Origin of the sequence: Stenotrophomonas sp. FSL W7-1447, assembly GCF_037966425.1 — a bacterium.
GTDB classification, from domain to species: Bacteria; Pseudomonadota; Gammaproteobacteria; order Xanthomonadales; family Xanthomonadaceae; genus Stenotrophomonas; species Stenotrophomonas pavanii.
Genome location: NZ_CP150199.1, coordinates 1672005 through 1691275, shown reverse-complemented (window position 1 = coordinate 1691275; position 19271 = coordinate 1672005). Strand labels below are relative to the sequence as shown.

Below are 19271 nucleotides of genomic sequence, written 5' to 3'. Positions count from 1 at the left end.
TTCCGCAGCCGCGGTCCACACCGGGTGTGGAAAACCGCGTGGTGCCACACTGTTCCGATGCGCACGCTGGCCGCTTGCCCTGCACGCGCGTAACCTTGTCATCCCGAGTCCATCGCGGTGGACGGCGAACCCGCCCCACCCCAAGCAATGAAAAGCATCGAGCATCGAGACTTCAGCCTGTCGCCGGAAGACAACGAGCGGCTGGCCAACCTGTGCGGCCCCTTCGATGGCCATCTGCGCCAGATCGAGCTGAAGCTCGGTGTGGAGATCGCCAATCGTGGCTTCGTGTTCCGTATCAGCGGGCCCGGCGAGGCAATCGTCGAGGCGCAGAAGCTGGTCGAGGCGCTGTACGCCGAAGCCGGCGAGACTGTCTTCGACAACCATGCCATCCACCTGCGCCTGGCGCAGGCCAATGTCGAACAGATCGCCGAACGCTCGTACGAGGCACAGGAGGTGGCGATCAAGGTCAAGCGCGGTACCGTGCGTGGCCGTGGCGCCAACCAGGCCCGCTACCTGCACCAGATCGCCACCCATGACATCAACTTCGGCATCGGCCCGGCCGGCACCGGCAAGACCTTCCTGGCCGTGGCCAGCGCGGTCGAAGCGCTGAACGAATCACGGGTACAGCGCTTGATCCTGGTGCGCCCGGCGGTGGAAGCCGGCGAGAAGCTGGGCTTCCTGCCCGGCGACCTGAGCCAGAAGGTCGACCCCTACCTGCGACCGCTGTACGACGCCCTGTACGAGATGATGGGCGTGGAGAAGGTGGTCAAGCTGCTGGAAAAGAACGTCATCGAGATCGCGCCGCTGGCCTACATGCGCGGCCGCACGCTCAACGATGCCTTCGTGATCCTGGACGAAGCGCAGAACACCACCATCGAGCAGATGAAGATGTTCCTGACCCGCCTGGGCTACGGCTCCACCGCCGTGGCCACCGGCGACCTGACCCAGACCGACCTGCCCAAGCACGTGAAGTCCGGCCTGCGCGACGCCATCGATGTGCTGCGCGACGTCGAAGGTGTCAGCTTCACCTTCTTCGAATCGCGCGACGTGGTCCGCCACCCGCTGGTGGCGCGTATCGTCAGCGCCTATGACCGCCGCGACCTGCATCAGATCCAACCTGGAGCAACTCCATGACCCGTGGTCCCGTGCGACTGGACGTCGCCGTCAGTTATGCCCTGCCGCGTACCGGCCTGCCGGCGGCAGTCAGCTTCCGCAAGTGGGTGGCCGCTGCGCTGAAAGGCCGCATCCGCGAAGCCGACCTGGCCATCCGCGTGGTCGATGCCAAGGAAGGGCAGTCACTGAACCGCCATTACCGCGGCAAGGACTACGCGACCAACGTGCTCAGCTTCCCGGCCGAAGTGCCCGAAGGCCTGCCCAAGGGTGTCAAGTTTCCGCTGCTGGGTGACCTGGTGATCTGCGCACCGGTGGTCGCCCGCGAGGCCGAAGAACAGGGCAAGGCGCTCAACGCCCACTACGCGCACCTGACCGTACACGGCGTACTGCACCTGCTCGGCTGGGACCACGAGGACGACAAGGAAGCCGACGCGATGGAGCAGCTGGAGCGTGAGATCCTGGCCGAGCTCGGCATCGCCGATCCCTACGCCGGCGAGCGCTGACGTCGGGCTCTGTTCCGAGCCCACGCACTCACGGAAGAGGAGCGCAGCATGACCCTGCCCGCACTTGTGCTTGCCGCGCTGCTGCAGTCCGGGGCAGGCCTGATGCCCGATCCTGACCGTCCCTCACCGTTCCCCGCCAGCGACAGCGAGGCTGACATCGCCGCAAAGATCGCCGAACTAAGGGCGTTCTTCGGCAGCAGCGAGCGCGACACTCGCAATATCGTCGCCACTGCCCAACAACGGGCGCTGATCGAGCGCCTGGAAGCGCGACACGCGGCACGCCTGGCCGGTATCCGGGTGGACAACGCAACGGGCTGGAACGTCGTGGTGCGACTGACCGGCGCCGTACCCGCGGCCGATGAGACACATCCAGGGGCGGCTGGCCCGCAACACGTGCACTACGTCACTGGCGCCGCGATGACCGAAGTGGAGATGAGGCGCCGCCTGCACGCACAGCAGGACTGGCTGCGGGCCCAGCTGCCGGACCTGTTCGGCTACCGCCTGGATGTCATGACCGGGGAGCTGGAGGTGGAGCTGCGGGAACCAGCGAACCGCGCGACGACAATCGCCGTGCGCGACCGCCTGCAGATGCGACTGGGCTACCCGGTCAGGCTGCGCTGGTACCCTGCGACATCGCAGCAGCGGTCGCCCTGATCCAGCCGGCCCGTAGGCGCCGGTCCGCGCGGCGCGCTATTGTTTGCCCCCGGCATGGGGCGCAGGGAACCATGGATGACCTCGGAAAATGACTTGATGGCGTTTACGATCGGCCTGGGCCTATTCGCCGTTTTGCTGCTGCTTGGCACTTATGCCGTGCGCCGCATCATTGCTCGGGCCCCCGGCGGTAGGCACTGGCTGCTGCGCAGCCTGGCCCTGCTCTCGCCCTCGTGTCTGCTGGTCGGGCTGGCGGTCGGCTTGATCGGCCCCCACCTCACGGATAGACCGAAACCCGCCCACCCGCCCGGGCTCTGGGAAACGTCGATGATGCTGATACTGGTCGGCGCTGCGACCCTGCCGGTGCTGTGGCGGACGGTGCTGCAGCAGCGGCTTGGCCGTCCGGTCAACACGCTTCCGTTCTTCCATGCGAGCCGCACCTCGCTGCTGGTGCTGTTCGCGCTGGCCGTGATCTACATGAAAGTAGCGAGGACAACAGCGTCGGAACTGATGCCCTGGCTGACCAGCCCGGGCCTGTGGCCGGCGGTGGCGCGCATCGCGGGGCAATCGATGCAGATCACCATGCTTGCGGTCGTGCTGACCCTCTCACTGATGGTCGTGCGGCGGGCGGTGACCGGTTTCCTGCGCCTTCTCACCGGGCCGTTCAGGCGCTCGCCGGGGCTATGATGGCAGACCTCCGTCTACGGAATCCGCCCGTGTCGCTGCGCTGCTGCCTGCCTCTGCTGTATGTCCTTGCGGCCCCATCCGCTTTCGCCTCCAGCCTGGACCTGCCCGCCCTGATCGAGTGCCGCCAGGGCGTGGCCGAGCAGGCCGCGCTGGCGCCCCTGCTGGCTGATCCGCTGAAGGCCGTGGCCCAGGGCCTGCAGCCGCTGCCGCAGGGCAACCAGTTCATGAGCGAGTACCGCCTGGCCCAGCCGATCAGCGTGTTCGGCGCCCGCACCGAACGGGTCGCCGTGGCCGGGTCCAGCGTCATGGCCATCCTCGACCAGGCCGATCCGCGGCCACTGGCCAGGCAGCTGGGGCTGGAGACCGGCTACGACCAGGACGGCAAGTTCATGGCCGGCCGCGAGCTGGTCAGCCGGGACGTGACCGACCCGAAGACCGGCGAGGCCCAGATCGAATCGATCATCCTCAGCGTCTCTACCGTGGCCTCCCATCCGGGCAAGACCCTGGCTGGCTGTACCTACAGCCTGGACCTGCCCGAGGAAGAGGCCCCCGCCCGGCCTGAACTGGCCCCGCCACCGATCACCGGGCCGGGCAGCGACGGTCGCTGACAGGGCGCCACATCCTGCTAGACTTGGGCCATCGCCCGGCTTGCCGGGTGCCCTTTTTCCAGAGATGTCAGAAGACGACAGTAGTAGCTCCGCACAGGAGCCCAGTGAAAAGAAGCGCGGCTGGCTTGAACGCCTGACCTCCGCTTTCTCCGGCGAACCCCATACCCGCGACGAGCTGGTCGCTGTCCTGCACACCGCGCAGGAAGAGGGTCTGATCGCCGCCGATACCCTGAAGATGATGGAAGGCGCCATTGCGGTGGCCGAGCTGACCGTGGGCGACGTGATGATCTCGCGCTCGCAGATGGTTTCGCTGCCGGTCGAAGCGCCGTTCCTGGAACTGATGAAGCAGGTGGTCGAATCCGGCCATTCGCGCTTCCCGGTGCATGGCGAGAACAAGGACGACATCCTTGGCATCCTGCTGGCCAAGGACCTGCTGCGCGGCGTGGTCGCCGACAACGGCCCGGCCAACGTGCGCGAGCTGCTGCGCCCGGCGGTGCTGATCCCGGAGGCGAAGAAGCTCAACGTGCTGCTGAAGGAGTTCCGCCTGTCACGCAACCACATGGCCATCGTGGTCGACGAGTACGGCGGTGTCGCCGGCCTGGTCACCATCGAGGACGTGCTGGAACAGATCGTCGGCGAGATCGACGACGAGCATGACGAGGCCGAGGATCCGTCGGCGCAGATCGCCATCCAGTCCGACGGCCAGTACGTGGTCGACGCACTGACCCCGATCGGCGACTTCAACGAGCGTTTCGGCGCCACGTTCTCCGACGAGGACTACGACACCATCGGCGGCCTGGTCACCGAGGCCGTGGGCCATCTGCCGGAAGTCGGCGATGAGCTGGCCCTGGACCGCTTCATGTTCCGCGTGGCCCGCGCCGATGCGCGCCGGGTGCAGGCCTTCCACGTGACCGTGCTGCCGCCGGACGCGCAGGACGACGCTTGAAGCGCGGCGGCCCCGTCCTGGCACTGCGCCTGACGATGTGGCTGGCACTGTGCGTGCTGGCCATGGTCCTGCCGCTGGCTGCCTTCGCGCAGCCGGCGGCGAGCACGCCCGCGCCTGCCGCCGCCGGCGCCGAGGCTGCGGCCCCGCGCATCGGCGTGGTGACCATGCAGCCGGGCACGGTGTTCTTCGAGCGCTTCGGCCACGATGCCATCGTGGTGATCGATCCGCTCAGCGGCCAAGCGACCTCATACAACTTCGGCTACTTCGATCCGTCCGAGGACGATTTCATCAGCCGCTTCGTGCGCGGCGACATGATGTATTACCTGGTGGCGCTGCCGCTGCAGCAGGACCTCTCGTACTACGACGAGACCGGCCGCGGTGCCAGCGTGCAGTGGCTGGACCTGCGCCCGGACCAGGCGCGTGCGTTGGCCGCCGACCTGGCCGAACGGGCCAAGCCGGAAAACGCGCGCTACCACTACGACTACTACACCGCCAACTGCGCCACGATGGTGCGCGACACGGTGGACAAGGCGCTGGGCGGCGGCCTGCAGTCGCAGCTGTCGGGGCGCTCGCGCGGCAATACCTACCGCAGTGAATCGGTGCGCCTGGCGTCGCCGGCACCGTGGATGTGGCTGGGCTTCGATGTCGGCCTTGGGCCGTTCGCAGACCAGCCGCTGTCGCGCTGGCAGGAAGCCTTCGTGCCGATGCGCCTGGCCGACGCGCTGCGCCAGGCACGCAACAGCGACGGCCGGCCGTTGGTACAGTCCGAACAGGAACTGCTGCCGCACCGCATCGATCCGGAGCCGAAGGAATTCGCGCGCCGCTGGTGGCCGTGGCTGCTGCTGGGGCTGGTCGTGGCCGGCGGCGTGCTGGCGCTGCGCAACCGCCCGCGCCTGCTGGCCGGGCTGGCCCTGCCGTTCTGGCTGCTGTGTGCCATCGCTGGCAGCCTGCTGGTGTTCCTGTGGGGCTTCAGCACCCACTACGCCGCCTGGGCCAACCGCAACCTGCTGCTGCTTTCGCCGCTGGCCGTGCTGCTGCTTCCGGGCGCGATCGCACTGCTGCGCCGGCGCGTGCCGGGCCGCATGTTCAGGGTCGTGCTGTGGCTGCTGGCGGTGCAGGCCGTGGCGGCGCTGGTACTGCACTGGCTGAGCCTGCAGGCGCAGTACAACGTACAGTGGATCGTCCTGCTGCTGCCGGTGCACGCGGCGCTGGCCTGGGTGCTGGGGCGCCGTCCTCACTTGTCCGAAACACGGCGCTGACGCACGATGGCGGGCATGTCATTGCCCGCCTCCGCTTCCGCCCCGGCTTCGGCCAACCCCGCCTGCGTCATCAACTGCGTCCACTACGATGACGAGGGCAAGCGCCACGACATCGGCCTGGATGCCATCAGCGACGTCATTGCCAGTGGCAACGGCTTTGTCTGGGTCGGCCTGTACGATCCCAACGACGATGTACTGCTGAAGCTGCAGGAAGAATTCTGCCTGCACGACCTGGCCATCGAGGACGCGCGCAACGCGCACCAGCGGCCCAAGGTCGAGACCTACGGCAATTCGATGTTCGTGGTGGTGACCACCGCGCAGATGGTCGACGAGCGCATCCAGTATGGCGAAACCCATGCCTTCCTCGGCCCGCGCTTCCTGGTGACGGTGCGCCACGGCGCCTCACTGTCGTACGCGCCGGTGCGGGCGCGGGTCGAGCGTGAGCCGCAGCTGCTGAAGATGGGCCCGTCGTACTGCCTCTACGCAGTGACCGACTTCGTGGTCGACAACTACCTGCCGATCGTGCACCGCTTCCGCGACACCCTGGACCTGCTGGAAAAGGACATCTTCGCCGAGAACTACAAGCGCAGCACCGTGGTGCGGCTGTACGAGCTCAAGCGCGAACTGAACAAGATGCGGATGGCGGTGGCACCGCTGCAGGACGTACTGGCGCAGCTGCGCCGCTACCAGGGCGAACTGATCCCCGACGAAGTGAAGCTGTACATCCGTGACGTGCACGACCACGCGGTGCGCATCAGCGATGTGATCGACACCCTGCGCGAGATGCTCGGCACCGCGCTCAGCGTCAACCTGTCGCTGGTGACGCTGGCGCAGGGCGAGACGGTCAAGCGCCTCGGCGCCTGGGCCGCGCTGCTGGCGGCGCCGACGCTGATCACCAGCTGGTATGGCATGAACTTCAGCCACATGCCGGAGCTGAGCCAGCCGTGGTCCTATCCGCTGATGATTGTCGGCGTGGGCGGCGTGTGCGTGGGCCTGTACCGGTTGTTCAAGCGCGCGAAGTGGCTGTGACCCGCTGCTGGTAGCGCCGGCCGCTGGGCGGCAATCGGGGCAATGCCGGCCAGCGGCCGGCACTACCCTTCGGCATCAAGCCACGTAGACGGTCTTGATGTTCATGAACTCGTGGATGCCGTGGTCGGCCAGTTCCCGACCGAAGCCGGACTGTTTGCTGCCGCCGAACGGCAGCCGGGCGTCGCTCTTGACGATGGCGTTGACGAACGCGGCGCCGCACTCCATGCGCTGCGCGAACGCTTCGCCGCGCACCGGGTCGCGCGTCCACACGCTGCCGCCCAGGCCGAAGCGGGTGTCGTTGGCCACGCGCAGTGCCTCGGCCTCGTCGGCAACCCGGATCACCGCAGCCACCGGCCCGAACAGTTCCTCGTCGTAGGCCGGCATGCCCGGGCCGACCTGGTCGAGCACGGTGGCCGGATAGCCTGCATGCGTGCCGGCGATCGGCTCGCCACCGACCCGCACCCGCGCGCCCTTGGCCACGCTGGCCTGCACCTGCTTGTGCAGTTCATCGCGCAGGTCGGCACGGGCCATCGGCGCCAGCGTGGTACCACGCTCGTCCGGGTCGCCGTACTGGCGCTGGCCGGCCGCTTCGACAAAGCGCCGGGTGAACTCATCGGCGACCGCTTCGACCACGATGAAACGCTTGGCGGCAATGCAGGTCTGCCCGCTGTTGTCGAAGCGCGACTTCACCGCCGCGGCCACGGTCCTGTCCAGGTCGGCGTCATCGAGCACCACGAAGGCATCGCTGCCGCCCAGCTCCATCACCGACTTCTTCAGCTGGCCACCGGCATTGGCCGCGATCGAGCGCCCTGCCCGCTCGCTGCCGGTCAGCGTCACCGCCTTCACCCGCGCGTCGCGCAGCACCTCGGCCGCCTGGTCGTTGTCGATGTGCAGCACGTCGAATACGCCCTCCGGCAATCCTCCATCACGGCACACGGCCAGGATCAGATCAGCGCACTGCGGCACATTGCTGGCGTGCTTGAGCAGCGCCACGTTGCCGGCCATCAAGGCCGGTGCAAGGAATCGGAATACCTGCCAGATCGGGAAATTCCATGGCATCACCGCGAACACGCAGCCGATCGGCTCGTAGCGCACGTAGCTGCGCTGGGCTTCGGTGTCGATCAGCTGCGGCTTCAGATAGTCGGCCGCGTGGTCCGCGTAGTACTCGCAGGCGGCCGCACATTTGTCGACTTCGGCCAGCGCTTCGGCCTTGAGCTTGCCCATCTCATGGGTCATCGCCTGCTGCAGGTCGTCGCGGCGCGTGCGCAACTGCGCCGCGATCTGGCGCAGGATCGCGCCGCGTTCCTGCAGCGAACGCTCGGCCCAACCGGGGAACGCATCGGCGGCGGCCTGCAGGCGCTGCTCGATGTCAGCAGCGCCCATCAGTTCATGGCGGTAGGTCACCTGGCCGGTGGCCGGGTCGATGATCTCGACGGTCATGGGGGGTCTCCATCAAAGTGACCCCCATTGTGCGCCGCCGGCCGTGAGCCGGATGTTGCGGGCGCTGTCGACAGACCGTGTGCTCAGCCGTTGTCCTGCCGTGCCAGCTGCAGGTCACGCTGGCGCCGCTTCTCGGCGCGGGCGTTGATGTACCAGCCGATCACTGCAGCGATCGACACGGCCGACACCAGCAGCGTGGCCAACGCGTTGATCTTCGGGCTGATGCCCATGCGCACCGAGGCGAACACTTTCATCGGCAGCGTGGTCGAGCCCGGCGTGGCCACGAAACTGGCCACCACCACGTCATCCAGCGACAGCGTGAAGGCCAGCAGCCAACCCGCCACCAGAGCCGGCGCGATGATCGGCAGGGTGATGCGGGTGAATACGGTCAACCGGCTGGCACCGAGGTCCATCGCCGCTTCTTCCAGCGACAGGTCCATTTCCTGCAGGCGCGAGGACACCACCACGGTGACGAAGCATAGGGTGAAGGTCACGTGTGCGATCCAGATGGTGGCCAGGCCACGCGCGGGGAAGCCGGGAATCGCGCCCATCGAGGCCAGCAGCGCCATCAGCGAGAAGCCCAGGATCACATCCGGCATCACCAGCGGCGCGGTGACCAGCGCACCGAACAGCGGCTTGCCCCGGAAACGCTTGAAACGGGTCATCACCATCGCCGCCAGCGTGCCCAGCACGGTGGCGGTGCAGGCGGTCCAGAACGCCACCACCAGGCTGGTCCACATCGCATCCATCAGCGCACGGTCGGCGAACAGGTCGCTGTAGGCACGGGTGGAGAACCCGGCCCAGACCATCGCCAGCCGCGAACTGTTGAACGAATAGAACATCAACAGCAGGATCGGCAGGTACAGGAAGGCGAAGCCGAGCAGCAGCACGCCCAGGCCCAGGCCCTTGGCGGTACGCGGGCTCATGCCTGCTTCCCTTCCAGCAGGCGCTGCTGGGAACGGTTGAACAGCAGGATCGGCACCAGCAGCAACAGGATCATCGCCACCGCCATCGCCGAGGCGCCTGGCCAGTTGCGGTTGTTGAAGAACTCGTTCCACAGCTGGCGGCCGACCATCAGCGTCTCCGAACCACCGAGCATTTCCGGGATCACGAACTCACCCACCGCCGGGATCATCACCAGCATGCAGCCGGCGATGATGCCGGCCCTGGACAGCGGCAAGGTGATGCGCAGGAACGCCTGCCACGGCTTGGCGCCGAGGTCGTAGGCCGCTTCCAGCAGGCGGTGGTCATGCTTGACCAGGTTGGCGTACAGCGGCAGTACCATGAACGGCAGGTAGCAGTAGACGATGCCGATGTAGGCGGCCGTCGGCGTATCGATCAGCTGCAGTTTCGGCAGCCCCATCGACGTCATCAGCGTCTGCAGGCCAGTGAACTGCAGGAACTGGTCGAGCAGGCCATTGCGGTCCAGGATCGCCTTCCACGCGTACACGCGGATCAGGAACGAGGTCCACGACGGCAGCACCACCAGCATCATCGCCACGTTGCGCGCGGCCGGCGACAGGCGCGCGATGGCATAGGCCATCGGGTAGCCGATCAGCAGGGTCAGGAAGGTGGAGATCGCCGCGATCCTGATCGAGCTGAGGAAGGCCTGCGCATAGATCGAATCGCGGAACAGCGCCAGGTAGTTTTCCAGGTTCAGCTTCAGCGAGAAGCCGCCGTCCGCGTACTGGAGCAGCCAGGTGTACGGCGGCGAGCCGACCCGGCTGAGCGAGAAGCTGATCATCAGCACGATCAGGAACGGCACTGCGAAGAACAGCAGCAGCCACAGGTACGGAATGCCGATCACCGTGGCACGCAGCCCCGGCAGCCAGCGCTTCAGGCCGGCGACGCTCATGAGGTCAGCACCACGCCGTCGTTGTCGCGCCAGTGCACCCACACGCTGTCCCCCCAGGTCAGGCCATCGCTGGCCCAGCGCTGCGAGTTGGCGAAATTGGCCAGCACCTTGGCACCGCTGGGCAGGCGCACGTGGTAGACCGAATGGCTGCCGAAATAGGCGATGTCCTCGATCACGCCCTGGGCCTTGTTGGTATGCCCTTCCGGCTCGTCCTTGCCGATCATCACCTTTTCCGGGCGCAGCGCGAATGCGACCGGCTGCCCTTCGTAACAGGTGATGCCATGGGCGATGTAGATCGGCGCCGGGAACAGCGGCGAGCGCACGGTCACATACTCGGGCAGGTCCTCGTCGATCACTCCATCGAACAGATTGACCGAACCGATGAACTCGGCAACGAAGCGGTTTGCCGGCTGCTCGTAGACCTCGTCCGGCTTGCCGACCTGCTGGATCCAGCCGGCATCCATCACCGCGATGCGGGTGGCCATGGTCATCGCTTCTTCCTGGTCGTGGGTGACCATCACGCAGGTCACGCCCGACGATTCGATGATGCTGACCAGTTCCAGCTGCATCTGCGAGCGCAGCTTCTTGTCCAGTGCGCCCATCGGCTCGTCCAGCAGCAGCAGCTTCGGCCCCTTGGCCAGCGACCGCGCCAGCGCCACGCGCTGCTGCTGGCCGCCGGACAGCTGGTGCGGCTTGCGCTTGCCCAGGTGGCCCATCTGCACCAGGTCCAGCATCTCGCCCACGCGCTTGCTGATCGCGTCCTTGCCCAGGCCGTCCTGCTTCAGGCCAAAGGCAATGTTCTGCTCCACCGTCATGTGCGGGAACAGGGCATAGGACTGGAACATCATGTTGACCGGCCGCTGGTACGGCGGTAGTGCGTCCAGACGCTGGCCATCGAGGGTGATGCTGCCCTTGGTGGGCGTCTCGAAGCCGCCCAGGCAGCGCAGCAGGGTCGACTTGCCACTGCCGGAGCCACCGAGCAGGGCGAAGATCTCGCCCTTGCGCACGTCCAGATTGACGTCGTCGACGGCGACGAAACCGTCGAATTCCTTGCGCAGGTCGCGAATGGAGAGATAGCCGGGCGCACCGGTCGTGTCGACGACGGTGGCTACCGGCTGGGCTTCAACGGGCATGGGGGCTCCGGGAGCGGGCGGTGGACAGCGGCGGTCATTCTAACGGCCGGGGGCCGAAGGGGATATGACGGGCTGTGGCGGCGCGCACCGTGCCGCGGCGCCCACCGGGTCGGGCCCGCCGCTGCCAGGGTGACCCCGGCGAAGGGTCTCAGCGCACGGCCACCGGTGGCGCGTCCTGCCAGCCCAGGCCCAGGCTCTTCTGCAGCGCCACGTAGCGCACCAGCACCTGCAGGCGGGCCTGGGCGGCGGCATCCTGGGCCTGCAGGCGCTGGCGCTGCACGTCCAGCAGGTCGATCTGCGAGGTGGCCCCGGCCTGGCGTCGCTGCCGCATCAGGGCCAGCGCGCGCTCTGCAGAGGCCTCGGCACGGCCGCTGGCCTGCAGCTGCTGCCGCGCGGCGCCAAACCGCGCCAGCGCGGTATTGGCATCCTGCAGCGCTGCCAGTACCGTGCCCTCGTAGGCGGCCAGGCGCGCCTGGTTGCCCGCCCGGGCCTGCGCCACCCGTGCCTTGTTCACGCCGAAGTCGAACAGCGACCAGCGCAGGAACGGAGCGATGACGGTAGCCGCCGAATCCCGTCCCAGATCGGATACCGAGGTGGCGCCGGCGCCGATGCTGCCCAGCAGCGTCACCTGCGGAAAGTAGGCGGAGAGGGCCTGCCCGATCTGTGCCGACGACGCGGCCAGTTCGCGCTCGGCCTTGCGCACATCGGGCCTGCGCTGGATCAGGGCGCGCGCATCATCCACCGGCACCCTGGCCGGCAGCTGCGGCAGCGGCTGATCCGCCGCCAGCCGCGCGTCCAGCGCACCCGGCTCGCGCCCCACCATCAGCGCCAGCAGGTCGCGCGCCTCGTCGGCCTGGGCCTGCAGCGTGGGCAGCGCCGCCTGCTGCTGCTCAAGCTCGGCCTGCGCGCGTTCCACCTGCAGGTCCGAGTCGGCGCCACGCTGGCGGCGCTGGCGCGTCAGCTGCAGGCTCTCCTGGGCCGTCCGCAGGTTGTCCTCGGCCAGCGCGATGCGCTCACGGCTGCTGCGATACCCCAGGTAGACCTGGGCCAGCTCGGCGGCCAGCTGCACCTGTGCGTCGGCCAGCGCCGCAGCGTTGGCCTCGGCCTCGGCACTGGCCTGCTCCACTGCGCGGCGGCGTCGGCCGAACAGGTCCAGCTCCCAGCTGGCATCGAAGCCGGCCACGTACAACTCGGTATCCAGATCGGTATCGGCGAACTGCTGGCGCAGCTGCGCCGCTTCCTGCGGGCGACCGTTGGCCTCGGCAACGCCGGCGACGTTCTCGCCGATGCTGCGCACACGGTTCCCGATCGAATCCGGCGCCTTGATGTTGGCGTAGCCGGCCGCAGCGCCCACGCTGGGCAGCTGTTCGGCACGGCGCTGGCGCTGCAGTGAGCGCGAGGCCAGCAGCTTGGCCTGGGCGGCGCGCAGGTTGGGGCTGTTGCGCAGGGCCTCGTCCACCAGCTGGTCCAGCAACGGATCGTTCAGCGCGCGCCACCATTGGCTCGGTGGCGCCGCAGGCTGCACGCCGGCCTGCGCTGCACGTGGCAACGCCGCCTGCGCGGTAGCGCCGCCGGCAAGGTCGGGCCGCACGTAATCCGGCCCGAGCGTGCAGCCGGCCAGCAGCAGCGGTACCACGGCCGGCCACATCCGGCACGCGCGAACGAACGGGGGCGGAGTCGTCGAAGTCATCAGTGCATCGCCAATGGAACGCCCTTGGGCAGGGGCTTGAGCAGGAAAACCAGCGGGAAGGTCAGTACCACGATCAGGCCGAAGATCCAGAACAGGTCGTTGTAGGCCATCACCATCGCCTGCATCTGGACCGTCTGCGCCAGCACCGCCGCCGCCTGGGTCGCGTCACCCAGCTGCTGGCCATAGGCGTGCAGCGCATCCTGGGCCAGCGGCGAATTCGCGGTGACACTGCTGCCGATCGCATCGACATGCAGGATCGTGCGACGTTCCTGGAAGGTCGAGATGATCGCCAGGCCGATCGAGCCGCCGAGGTTGCGCGCGGCATTGAACAGGCCCGAGGCATCACTGGTGTACTCGCGCGGTACCGACGTGATGGCCGCCTGGTTCAGCGCCATCATTGCCAGCGCCAACCCGCAGCCCTGCAGCAGCTGGCCGACGATGAAATGCGGGCCGACACTGTCCGGCGTGAGACCGAGGTTGACGAAGCAGGCCGCTGCAAAGCACAGCATGCCGCCGAACACCATGATGCGTACGTCCACCGTTTCCAGCATCTTTGGCATCAACGGCATCAGCAGGATGGTTGGAAGGCCGGCCAGCAGCAGCACGTAGCCGGCCTGCTCGGTGTTGTAGCCAGCGATGATCGCCAGGAACTGCGGGATCATGTACATGACCCCGAACAGGATCATGCCCACCGCCATCACCATCACGAACACCGCGCCGAAACTGCGCTGGAACAGGATGTTGAGACGGATCACCGGGGTCTTGCTGGTGAACTGCGAAAGCGCCAGCAGGGCGAACCCCACCACCGAGACCACGGTGAGCACCACGATCAGCGTGGATTCGAACCAGCGCTCGCGCTGCCCGTCTTCCAGCACCACGGTAAGCGCGGACAGGCCGGCGGTCATGCCGAGGATGCCCAGCCAGTCAGCGCGCAGCAGGCCTCCCCAGTCCGATCTTTCATGCGGGAGTCCCAGCAGCAGCAGCGCCACCAGCCCGGCGCAGATCGGCACGTTGATGAAGAAGGCGTAATGCCAGCTCACGTTCTCGGTCAGCCAGCCGCCCAGCAGCGGGCCGATCACCGGCCCGAGGATGACGGTCATGCCGAACAGCGCGGTGCCCAGCGGCTGCTGCTTCGGTGGCAGGCGCGTGCCGACGATGGTCAACGCCGTGGGGATCAGGGCCCCACCGGCGAATCCCTGCCCCACCCGCCCGGCAATCATCATCGGCAGCGAGTCGGCCAACCCGCACATCACCGAGAAGGCGGTGAACAGCGTCGCGCAGATCAGCAGGAAGGTGCGCAGGCCCAGGGTGCGCACGAACCAGCCGGTGAGCGGGATCATCACGATCTCCGACACCAGGAAGGCGGTGGAAATCCAGGTGCCTTCGGTGCCGCTGGCGCCGACCTCGCCCTGGATGGTGGGCAGGGCCGCGTTGACGATGGAGATGTCCAGCGTGGCCATGAACGAACCGATCGTGCCCGCGGCAACGGCCAACCACGCGCCAGCGTCGGCCTTGCCTTCGGCGGCGGCGGCAGGGGCGGCGGCGGCGTTCATCGCACGGGTGCGGCCGTGGCCTCGGCCTCATCGCGGGTGCGCCTGCGCGCGTCCTTGGCGCTGCGGGTGTCCACGGTCACTTCCACCGACATGCCCGGCACCAGCACCTTGCGCGCTTCGGCACCGGCATCGACCCGGATGCGCACCGGCACCCGCTGCACCACCTTGGTGAAGTTGCCGGTGGCATTCTGCGGCGGCAGCAGCGCGAACTGCGATCCGGTGCCTGGCGAAATGCTCTCGACCGTACCGTGCAGGGTGGTACCCGGCAGGGCATCGACCTTGATCTCCGCCGGCTGCCCGGCCCGCATCAGGCCTACCTGGGTTTCCTTGAAGTTGGCGCTCAGGTACAGCGAGGCGACCGGGACAACGGTCATCGTGCGGGTACCCGCGGCGACGAACTGGCCGACCTGCACGGTCTTGTTGCCGATGCGGCCATCGATGCGCGCGCGCAGTTCAGTGTCCTCGAATGCGACCCGGGCCTGCGCGGCATCGGCCTGTGCCTGCTTGAGGCCGGCCTGTGCCTGTTCCAGCTGCGCCTGGCTGGCGTCGATCTGGCTCTGCACGCCCTGGATCTGCGCCCTGGCGGCGTCGTACTGGGCCTGCGCCCGCTCTACGTCGTGGCGCAGGCTCTCCACATGCTCGTGGGTGTCTGCGCCGCTGGCGGCCAGGGGGGTGAAACGGGCCAGCTCGGATCTTGCGAAGCGCAGTGAGGCGGTCGCGGCCGTGAGTTGGGTGCGCGCCTGCAGCAGGCTGGACTGCTGGCCCTGCACGCCGGCGGTTGCCGCCGCGATATCTGCTTCGCGGACGGCGATCACTGCTTCGGCCTGGTCCAGGGTGGCACGGTAGGTGCGCGGGTCGATGCGCAGCAGCGGCTCGCCCACCTTTACCCATTGGTTGTCCTTGACCAGCACCTCGGTGACGTAGCCGTTTATGCGCGGCGCCACGGCAACAGCGTCGGCCTGCAGGTAGGCGTTGTTGGTCTCCTGCAGGTAGCGCCCGACCAGGAGGTGATAGACCAGCCAGGCAACCAGGGCCACCGCGACCAGCAGCCCGATGATCGCCAGCGTCCAGCGCACCCTGGGATTCTTCAGCGGAGAGGGCGTGTCCTGTTCCTTCTGCTGCCGGTCGTCGTCGTGGGCGCTGTCGTTGCGCGCGGGCTGTTCGGTCATCGTCTCGTGGCGGTGGTCAGTGCCATACGGGACGGTAGGGGATGCAGCGCCGAGGGAAAGTGAAAGCCGCCGCGACGCGGACTGCACATATGCCGAAGGAGGCCCTGCGGCCTCCTTCGACATGCGCCTGGCGGTGGGCGCCGGTCATGCCCGGCGCCGCGCAGGCGGATTCAACGCCCGGTCTTCACCTCGGTCCACAGCCGGGTGTAGAGCTTGTCGGTCTCCGGCGTGTTGATCGAGTAGGTGAACATCTTCGCGGCCACGTCGGCCGGCGGATAGATGGTCGGGTCGGTACGGATCGCCTCGTCCACCAGCGGGGTGGCGGTCGGCACCGGGTTGGCGTAGTGAATGAAGTTGGTGTTGGCCGCGGCGACCTTCGGTTCCAGCAGGTAGTTGATGAACCGGTACGCCGCTTCCGGGTGCTTGGCGTCCTTCGGGATCGCCAGCATGTCGAACCACTGCGGCGCACCTTCCTTCGGGATCGAATAGGCCACGTGCACGCCATTGCTGGCTTCCTCGGCGCGGTCGCGTGCCTGGATGATGTCACCGGACCAGCCGACCACCAGGCAGGTGCCGCCGTTGGCCAGCGAGCCGACGTACTGCGAGGAGTGGAAATTCTGCACGTACGGGCGGATCGACTTCAGCAGGTCGGCCGCCTTCTGCAGCTCGGCCGGGTCGCCGCTGTGGGGGTCCAGGCCGAGGTAATGCAGCGCGATCGGGATCATGTCGGCCGGCGTGTCCAGGATGGTCACGCCGCAGTCCTTCATCTTGCTGATGTTCTCCGGCTTGAACACCAGGTCCCAGCTGTTGGCGATGTCGGTGCTGCCACCGAAGCGATGCTTCAGCATGTCCACGTTGTAGCCGATGCCGGTGGTGCCGATCATGTACGGCACGCCGTACTGGTTGTCCGGATCCTGGGTGGCGATGCGCTTCATCACCGCCGGATCGAGATTGGCCAGGTTCGGAATCTTGCTCTTGTCCAGCGGCAGGAACACGCCGGCCTGGATCTGGCGACCGAAGAAGTTCAGGGTCGGCACCACCACGTCGTAGCCGCTGTTGCCGGCCAGCAGCTTGGTCTCGACCATCTCGTCACTGTCAAACACATCGTAGGTCACCTTGATGCCGCTCTCCTTCTCGAAGGTCGGAATGGTGTCCTCGGCGATGTAATCGCTGTAGTTGTAGACGTTCAGGACCTGGCTGTCCTGCGCGCCGCCGTTGCCACCGCCACAGGCGGCGAGCATGGCGGAGGCCAGGCCGAGCGTGAGGATACGCAGCTTCATCGGGTGCTCCAGAATGCGGGAAGGGGGGCCGGCGGGGCCGGCGACGGCTGCCAGCCTACCCCCCGGCGGCGGATTTTTCTATTCCGCAGGCTCAGACGTTCAGCAGCAGGAACTCGCGCTCCCACGAGCTGATGACGCGGAAAAAGGTCTCGTATTCCTTGCGTTTGACCGAGATGTAGGCCCGGCAGAAGCGCTCGCCCAGCAGCGCCTGCAGCTCGCTGCACCGCTCCAGCCCGTCCAGCGCCTCGCCGAGTGAACGCGGCAGGTTGTAGCCCAGTTCCTTGGCGCTGCCGGTCACCGGTGCATCCGGTGCCAGCCGCTCGCGGATGCCGAGCAGGCCGCAGGCCAGGGTCGCGGCCATCGCCAGGTAGGGGTTGGCATCGGACCCGGCGAACCGGCTCTCCACCCGCATGTTTTCCGGCGTATCCAGCGGCACGCGCAGGCCGCAGGTGCGGTTGTCGAAACCCCAGTGCACGTTGCTGGGCGAGACTTCGCCAAACACCAGCCGGCGGTAGGAGTTCACGTTCGGCGCGAAGAACGCCATCGCCTGCGGCGCGTACTTCTGCAGGCCGCCCAGGTAGTGGCCGAACACCGGGCTGAACTCGCCCTCGGCGTCGGTATCGCCGGCGAACACGTTGCTGCCATCGCTCACCCGCACCAGGCTCTGGTGGATGTGCATGGCACTGCCCGGCTCGTTTTCCATCGGCTTGGCCAGGAACGTGGCATAGACGCCGTGGCGCATCGCCGCCTCGCGCATGGTGCGCTTGAACAGGAACACCTGGTCGGCCAGGTCCATCGCATCGGCGTGGGTGAAGTTGACTTCCAGCTGCGCCGCGCCCGATTCGTGGATCAGCGTGTCCACGTCCAGCTTCATCGCATCGGCGTAGTCGTACATCAGGTCGAGGATCGGGTCGAACTCGTTGACCGCATCGATCGAGTAAGACTGCCGCGCGGTTTCCGGGCGCCCGGAACGGCCGGCCGGGGGCAGCAGCGGGAAGTCCGGGTCGGTGTTCTTCTGCACCAGGAAGAACTCCAGCTCCGGTGCCACCACCGGGCGCAGGCCCAGTTCGGCGTAGGCCGCCAGCACGCGGCGCAGCACGTTGCGCGGCGCCAGCTCATGCGGCTCGCCGTTCTTGGTGTAGCAATCGTGGATGACCTGCGCAGTGGCATCGGCCGCCCATGGCACCATGCGGACGGTGTCCGGATCGGGCCGCAGCATCATGTCCGAGTCCGACGGCGAGGTCAGCTCGTAGTAGTCGTCGGGGAACTCGCCGGTGACGGTGGTGGCGAAGATGCCCTCGGGCAGGCGCGTGCCGTAGTCGTGCGAAAACTTGTCGGCGGGAATGATCTTGCCGCGGGCGTTGCCGGTGATGTCCGGCACCAGGCATTCAACTTCGGTGATGCGCCGCTCCTTCAGCCAGCGCAGCAGGGTGCTTTCCTGCGGTGCGGGCGGCGTGGCCGTCTTGCGCGGGCGCGTTCGGGAACTCATCGGGAATCCAGTCGGTTCTGTTGGTGCTGCCGGCAAGCTTGGCCGAATGCACGGAAAATAGCGTGATAGAACGGCGCCTGCATGACGCGCCACTCCGGGTGCCACTGTACGCCGAGCACGAATCCATGGTGCAGGCTGCGCGCCGCTTCGACCAGTCCGTCATCGGCACGGGCCTCGACCTGCAGGCCCCGCGCCAGGCGGGCGATGCCCTGCCCGTGCACCGAATTGACCTGCACCCGGTCGCTGCCGTGCCACTGCGCCAGCCAGCCATCGGCCGCCAGGGTGACCGCATGCGCCGCTCCATACTGCACCTCCACCGGTGCCTGTGGGTCTTCGCGATGGTCGGCCAGCCCAGGCACCGCGTGCACCTGCGGATGCAGGCTGCCGCCCAGTGCGACGTTCAGTTCCTGGAAGCCGCGGCAGATCGCCAGGACAGGCAGGTCCAACGACAGCGCCTCGCGCAGCAGCGCGAAGGCATTGGCATCCCGGGCCGGATCATGCGGATTGCCCGGCCAGCTGCGGCCGCCCTCGTAGTGCTGCGGTTCGATATTGCTGACCGCGCCGGTCAACAGCAGGCCATCGAGCCCCAGCAGCCAGTCGCTGGCCGGCAACGGTGGCTGCAGGCTGGGCAACACCACCGGGGTCACCTCGGCCGCCTCGGCCAGCGCGCGCACGTACTTCTCGCCAGCCACCGCGAAACGGTGATGGCCGAGCACGGTGCTGTCGGTGGGCAGGCCCACCCAGGGCAGGCGGCGCATGGGGACACTCCTTGGCGTGCCGACACGTTACCCGTCGCTCACCGCACGCGGCAAGCCGGTGCCATCACGCCACGCCGTCATGCATCGGCGAAACTAGGCGGGTGAATG

The 19271-nt window shown here is 67.6% G+C and carries 18 protein-coding genes; 8 read left to right on the top strand and 10 right to left on the bottom strand.

All coding sequences use genetic code 11. The annotated features are described in order from the left end of the window. Nucleotides 1–147: 147 nt before the first annotated feature. The 8 genes from NSQ78_RS07795 to NSQ78_RS07760 all read left to right on the top strand — a co-directional run bounded on the left by NSQ78_RS07795 (nt 148) and on the right by NSQ78_RS07760 (nt 6796). Complete coding sequence (locus NSQ78_RS07795) at nt 148–1134, top strand: PhoH family protein (protein WP_064238024.1); 987 nt, start codon at nt 148–150, stop codon at nt 1132–1134. Beyond that, the gene (ybeY, locus tag NSQ78_RS07790; RefSeq protein WP_049469473.1) at nt 1131–1616 is read left to right on the top strand and encodes an rRNA maturation RNase YbeY; all 486 of its coding nucleotides are present in this window, start codon (nt 1131–1133) and stop codon (nt 1614–1616) included. The genes NSQ78_RS07795 and ybeY overlap by 4 nt, the downstream gene beginning before the upstream one ends. Nucleotides 1617–1664: 48 nt before the next feature. Next, the gene (locus NSQ78_RS07785) at nt 1665–2270 is read left to right on the top strand and encodes a hypothetical protein (RefSeq protein WP_064238023.1); all 606 of its coding nucleotides are present in this window, start codon (nt 1665–1667) and stop codon (nt 2268–2270) included. 75 nt (nt 2271–2345) lie between these two features. Further along, complete coding sequence (locus NSQ78_RS07780) at nt 2346–2954, top strand: hypothetical protein (RefSeq protein ID WP_064238022.1); 609 nt, start codon at nt 2346–2348, stop codon at nt 2952–2954. After that, the gene (locus NSQ78_RS07775) at nt 2954–3562 is read left to right on the top strand and encodes a hypothetical protein (protein WP_080355582.1); all 609 of its coding nucleotides are present in this window, start codon (nt 2954–2956) and stop codon (nt 3560–3562) included. The genes NSQ78_RS07780 and NSQ78_RS07775 overlap by 1 nt, the downstream gene beginning before the upstream one ends. A gap of 64 nt (nt 3563–3626) precedes the next feature. Continuing rightward, complete coding sequence (locus NSQ78_RS07770; protein ID WP_049469485.1) at nt 3627–4508, top strand: transporter associated domain-containing protein; 882 nt, start codon at nt 3627–3629, stop codon at nt 4506–4508. 35 nt (nt 4509–4543) lie between these two features. After that, entirely contained in the window at nt 4544–5767 is a 1224-nt protein-coding gene (locus NSQ78_RS07765) for a DUF4105 domain-containing protein (RefSeq protein ID WP_088476011.1), read from the top strand. Nucleotides 5768–5773: 6 nt separating this feature from the next. Continuing rightward, entirely contained in the window at nt 5774–6796 is a 1023-nt protein-coding gene (locus NSQ78_RS07760) for a magnesium and cobalt transport protein CorA (RefSeq protein ID WP_049469491.1), read from the top strand. Between the two features lie 75 nt (nt 6797–6871). Here NSQ78_RS07760 and NSQ78_RS07755 read toward each other — a convergent pair whose 3' ends face one another. From NSQ78_RS07755 to NSQ78_RS07710, 10 genes are all read right to left on the bottom strand, one after another. Next, nucleotides 6872–8236: an NAD-dependent succinate-semialdehyde dehydrogenase gene (locus NSQ78_RS07755; RefSeq protein WP_064238021.1), complete on the bottom strand. Its 1365-nt coding sequence runs from the start codon at nt 8234–8236 to the stop codon at nt 6872–6874. Between the two features lie 83 nt (nt 8237–8319). Then, nucleotides 8320–9162, bottom strand: coding sequence for an ABC transporter permease subunit (locus NSQ78_RS07750; protein ID WP_005415928.1), 843 nt, complete (start codon nt 9160–9162; stop codon nt 8320–8322). After that, a complete protein-coding gene (locus tag NSQ78_RS07745; protein ID WP_049469494.1) occupies nt 9159–10091 on the bottom strand; it encodes an ABC transporter permease subunit in 933 nt (310 codons plus the stop codon). Before NSQ78_RS07745 ends, NSQ78_RS07750 begins: the two co-directional genes overlap by 4 nt. Next, nucleotides 10088–11224, bottom strand: coding sequence for a polyamine ABC transporter ATP-binding protein (potA, locus tag NSQ78_RS07740; protein WP_049469496.1), 1137 nt, complete (start codon nt 11222–11224; stop codon nt 10088–10090). Before potA ends, NSQ78_RS07745 begins: the two co-directional genes overlap by 4 nt. A gap of 148 nt (nt 11225–11372) precedes the next feature. Next, nucleotides 11373–12872 carry an efflux transporter outer membrane subunit gene (locus NSQ78_RS07735; RefSeq protein WP_149902049.1) on the bottom strand — a complete coding sequence of 500 codons (1500 nt, stop codon included), beginning with the start codon at nt 12870–12872 and terminating at the stop codon, nt 11373–11375. 41 nt (nt 12873–12913) lie between these two features. Further along, nucleotides 12914–14467 (bottom strand): DHA2 family efflux MFS transporter permease subunit, encoded by a 1554-nt coding sequence (locus NSQ78_RS07730; RefSeq protein ID WP_057494142.1) that lies wholly within the window; start codon nt 14465–14467, stop codon nt 12914–12916. After that, nucleotides 14464–15636: an HlyD family secretion protein gene (locus NSQ78_RS07725; protein WP_064238019.1), complete on the bottom strand. Its 1173-nt coding sequence runs from the start codon at nt 15634–15636 to the stop codon at nt 14464–14466. The genes NSQ78_RS07730 and NSQ78_RS07725 overlap by 4 nt, the downstream gene beginning before the upstream one ends. A gap of 170 nt (nt 15637–15806) precedes the next feature. Continuing rightward, nucleotides 15807–16916 carry a polyamine ABC transporter substrate-binding protein gene (locus NSQ78_RS07720; protein ID WP_064238018.1) on the bottom strand — a complete coding sequence of 370 codons (1110 nt, stop codon included), beginning with the start codon at nt 16914–16916 and terminating at the stop codon, nt 15807–15809. A gap of 91 nt (nt 16917–17007) precedes the next feature. Continuing rightward, a complete protein-coding gene (locus NSQ78_RS07715; RefSeq protein WP_049469509.1) occupies nt 17008–18405 on the bottom strand; it encodes a glutamine synthetase family protein in 1398 nt (465 codons plus the stop codon). Beyond that, on the bottom strand, nt 18402–19163 hold the full coding sequence (locus NSQ78_RS07710) for a gamma-glutamyl-gamma-aminobutyrate hydrolase family protein (protein WP_053463517.1): 762 nt from the start codon (nt 19161–19163) through the stop codon (nt 18402–18404). The genes NSQ78_RS07715 and NSQ78_RS07710 overlap by 4 nt, the downstream gene beginning before the upstream one ends. Nucleotides 19164–19271 lie beyond the last annotated feature (108 nt).

Bases quoted from the DNA above. Each gene is read 5' to 3' on its own strand.
- NSQ78_RS07795 (WP_064238024.1), top strand. From the start codon at position 148: ATGAAAAGCATCGAGCATCGAGACTTCAGCCTGTCGCCGGAAGACAAC.
- ybeY (WP_049469473.1), top strand. From the start codon at position 1,131: ATGACCCGTGGTCCCGTGCGACTGGACGTCGCCGTCAGTTATGCCCTG.
- NSQ78_RS07785 (WP_064238023.1), top strand. From the start codon at position 1,665: ATGACCCTGCCCGCACTTGTGCTTGCCGCGCTGCTGCAGTCCGGGGCA.
- NSQ78_RS07780 (WP_064238022.1), top strand. From the start codon at position 2,346: ATGACCTCGGAAAATGACTTGATGGCGTTTACGATCGGCCTGGGCCTA.
- NSQ78_RS07775 (WP_080355582.1), top strand. From the start codon at position 2,954: ATGGCAGACCTCCGTCTACGGAATCCGCCCGTGTCGCTGCGCTGCTGC.
- NSQ78_RS07770 (WP_049469485.1), top strand. From the start codon at position 3,627: ATGTCAGAAGACGACAGTAGTAGCTCCGCACAGGAGCCCAGTGAAAAG.
- NSQ78_RS07765 (WP_088476011.1), top strand. From the start codon at position 4,544: ATGTGGCTGGCACTGTGCGTGCTGGCCATGGTCCTGCCGCTGGCTGCC.
- NSQ78_RS07760 (WP_049469491.1), top strand. From the start codon at position 5,774: ATGGCGGGCATGTCATTGCCCGCCTCCGCTTCCGCCCCGGCTTCGGCC.
- NSQ78_RS07755 (WP_064238021.1), bottom strand. From the start codon at position 8,236: ATGACCGTCGAGATCATCGACCCGGCCACCGGCCAGGTGACCTACCGC.
- NSQ78_RS07750 (WP_005415928.1), bottom strand. From the start codon at position 9,162: ATGAGCCCGCGTACCGCCAAGGGCCTGGGCCTGGGCGTGCTGCTGCTC.
- NSQ78_RS07745 (WP_049469494.1), bottom strand. From the start codon at position 10,091: ATGAGCGTCGCCGGCCTGAAGCGCTGGCTGCCGGGGCTGCGTGCCACG.
- potA (WP_049469496.1), bottom strand. From the start codon at position 11,224: ATGCCCGTTGAAGCCCAGCCGGTAGCCACCGTCGTCGACACGACCGGT.
- NSQ78_RS07735 (WP_149902049.1), bottom strand. From the start codon at position 12,872: ATGTGGCCGGCCGTGGTACCGCTGCTGCTGGCCGGCTGCACGCTCGGG.
- NSQ78_RS07730 (WP_057494142.1), bottom strand. From the start codon at position 14,467: ATGAACGCCGCCGCCGCCCCTGCCGCCGCCGCCGAAGGCAAGGCCGAC.
- NSQ78_RS07725 (WP_064238019.1), bottom strand. From the start codon at position 15,636: ATGACCGAACAGCCCGCGCGCAACGACAGCGCCCACGACGACGACCGG.
- NSQ78_RS07720 (WP_064238018.1), bottom strand. From the start codon at position 16,916: ATGAAGCTGCGTATCCTCACGCTCGGCCTGGCCTCCGCCATGCTCGCC.
- NSQ78_RS07715 (WP_049469509.1), bottom strand. From the start codon at position 18,405: ATGAGTTCCCGAACGCGCCCGCGCAAGACGGCCACGCCGCCCGCACCG.
- NSQ78_RS07710 (WP_053463517.1), bottom strand. From the start codon at position 19,163: ATGCGCCGCCTGCCCTGGGTGGGCCTGCCCACCGACAGCACCGTGCTC.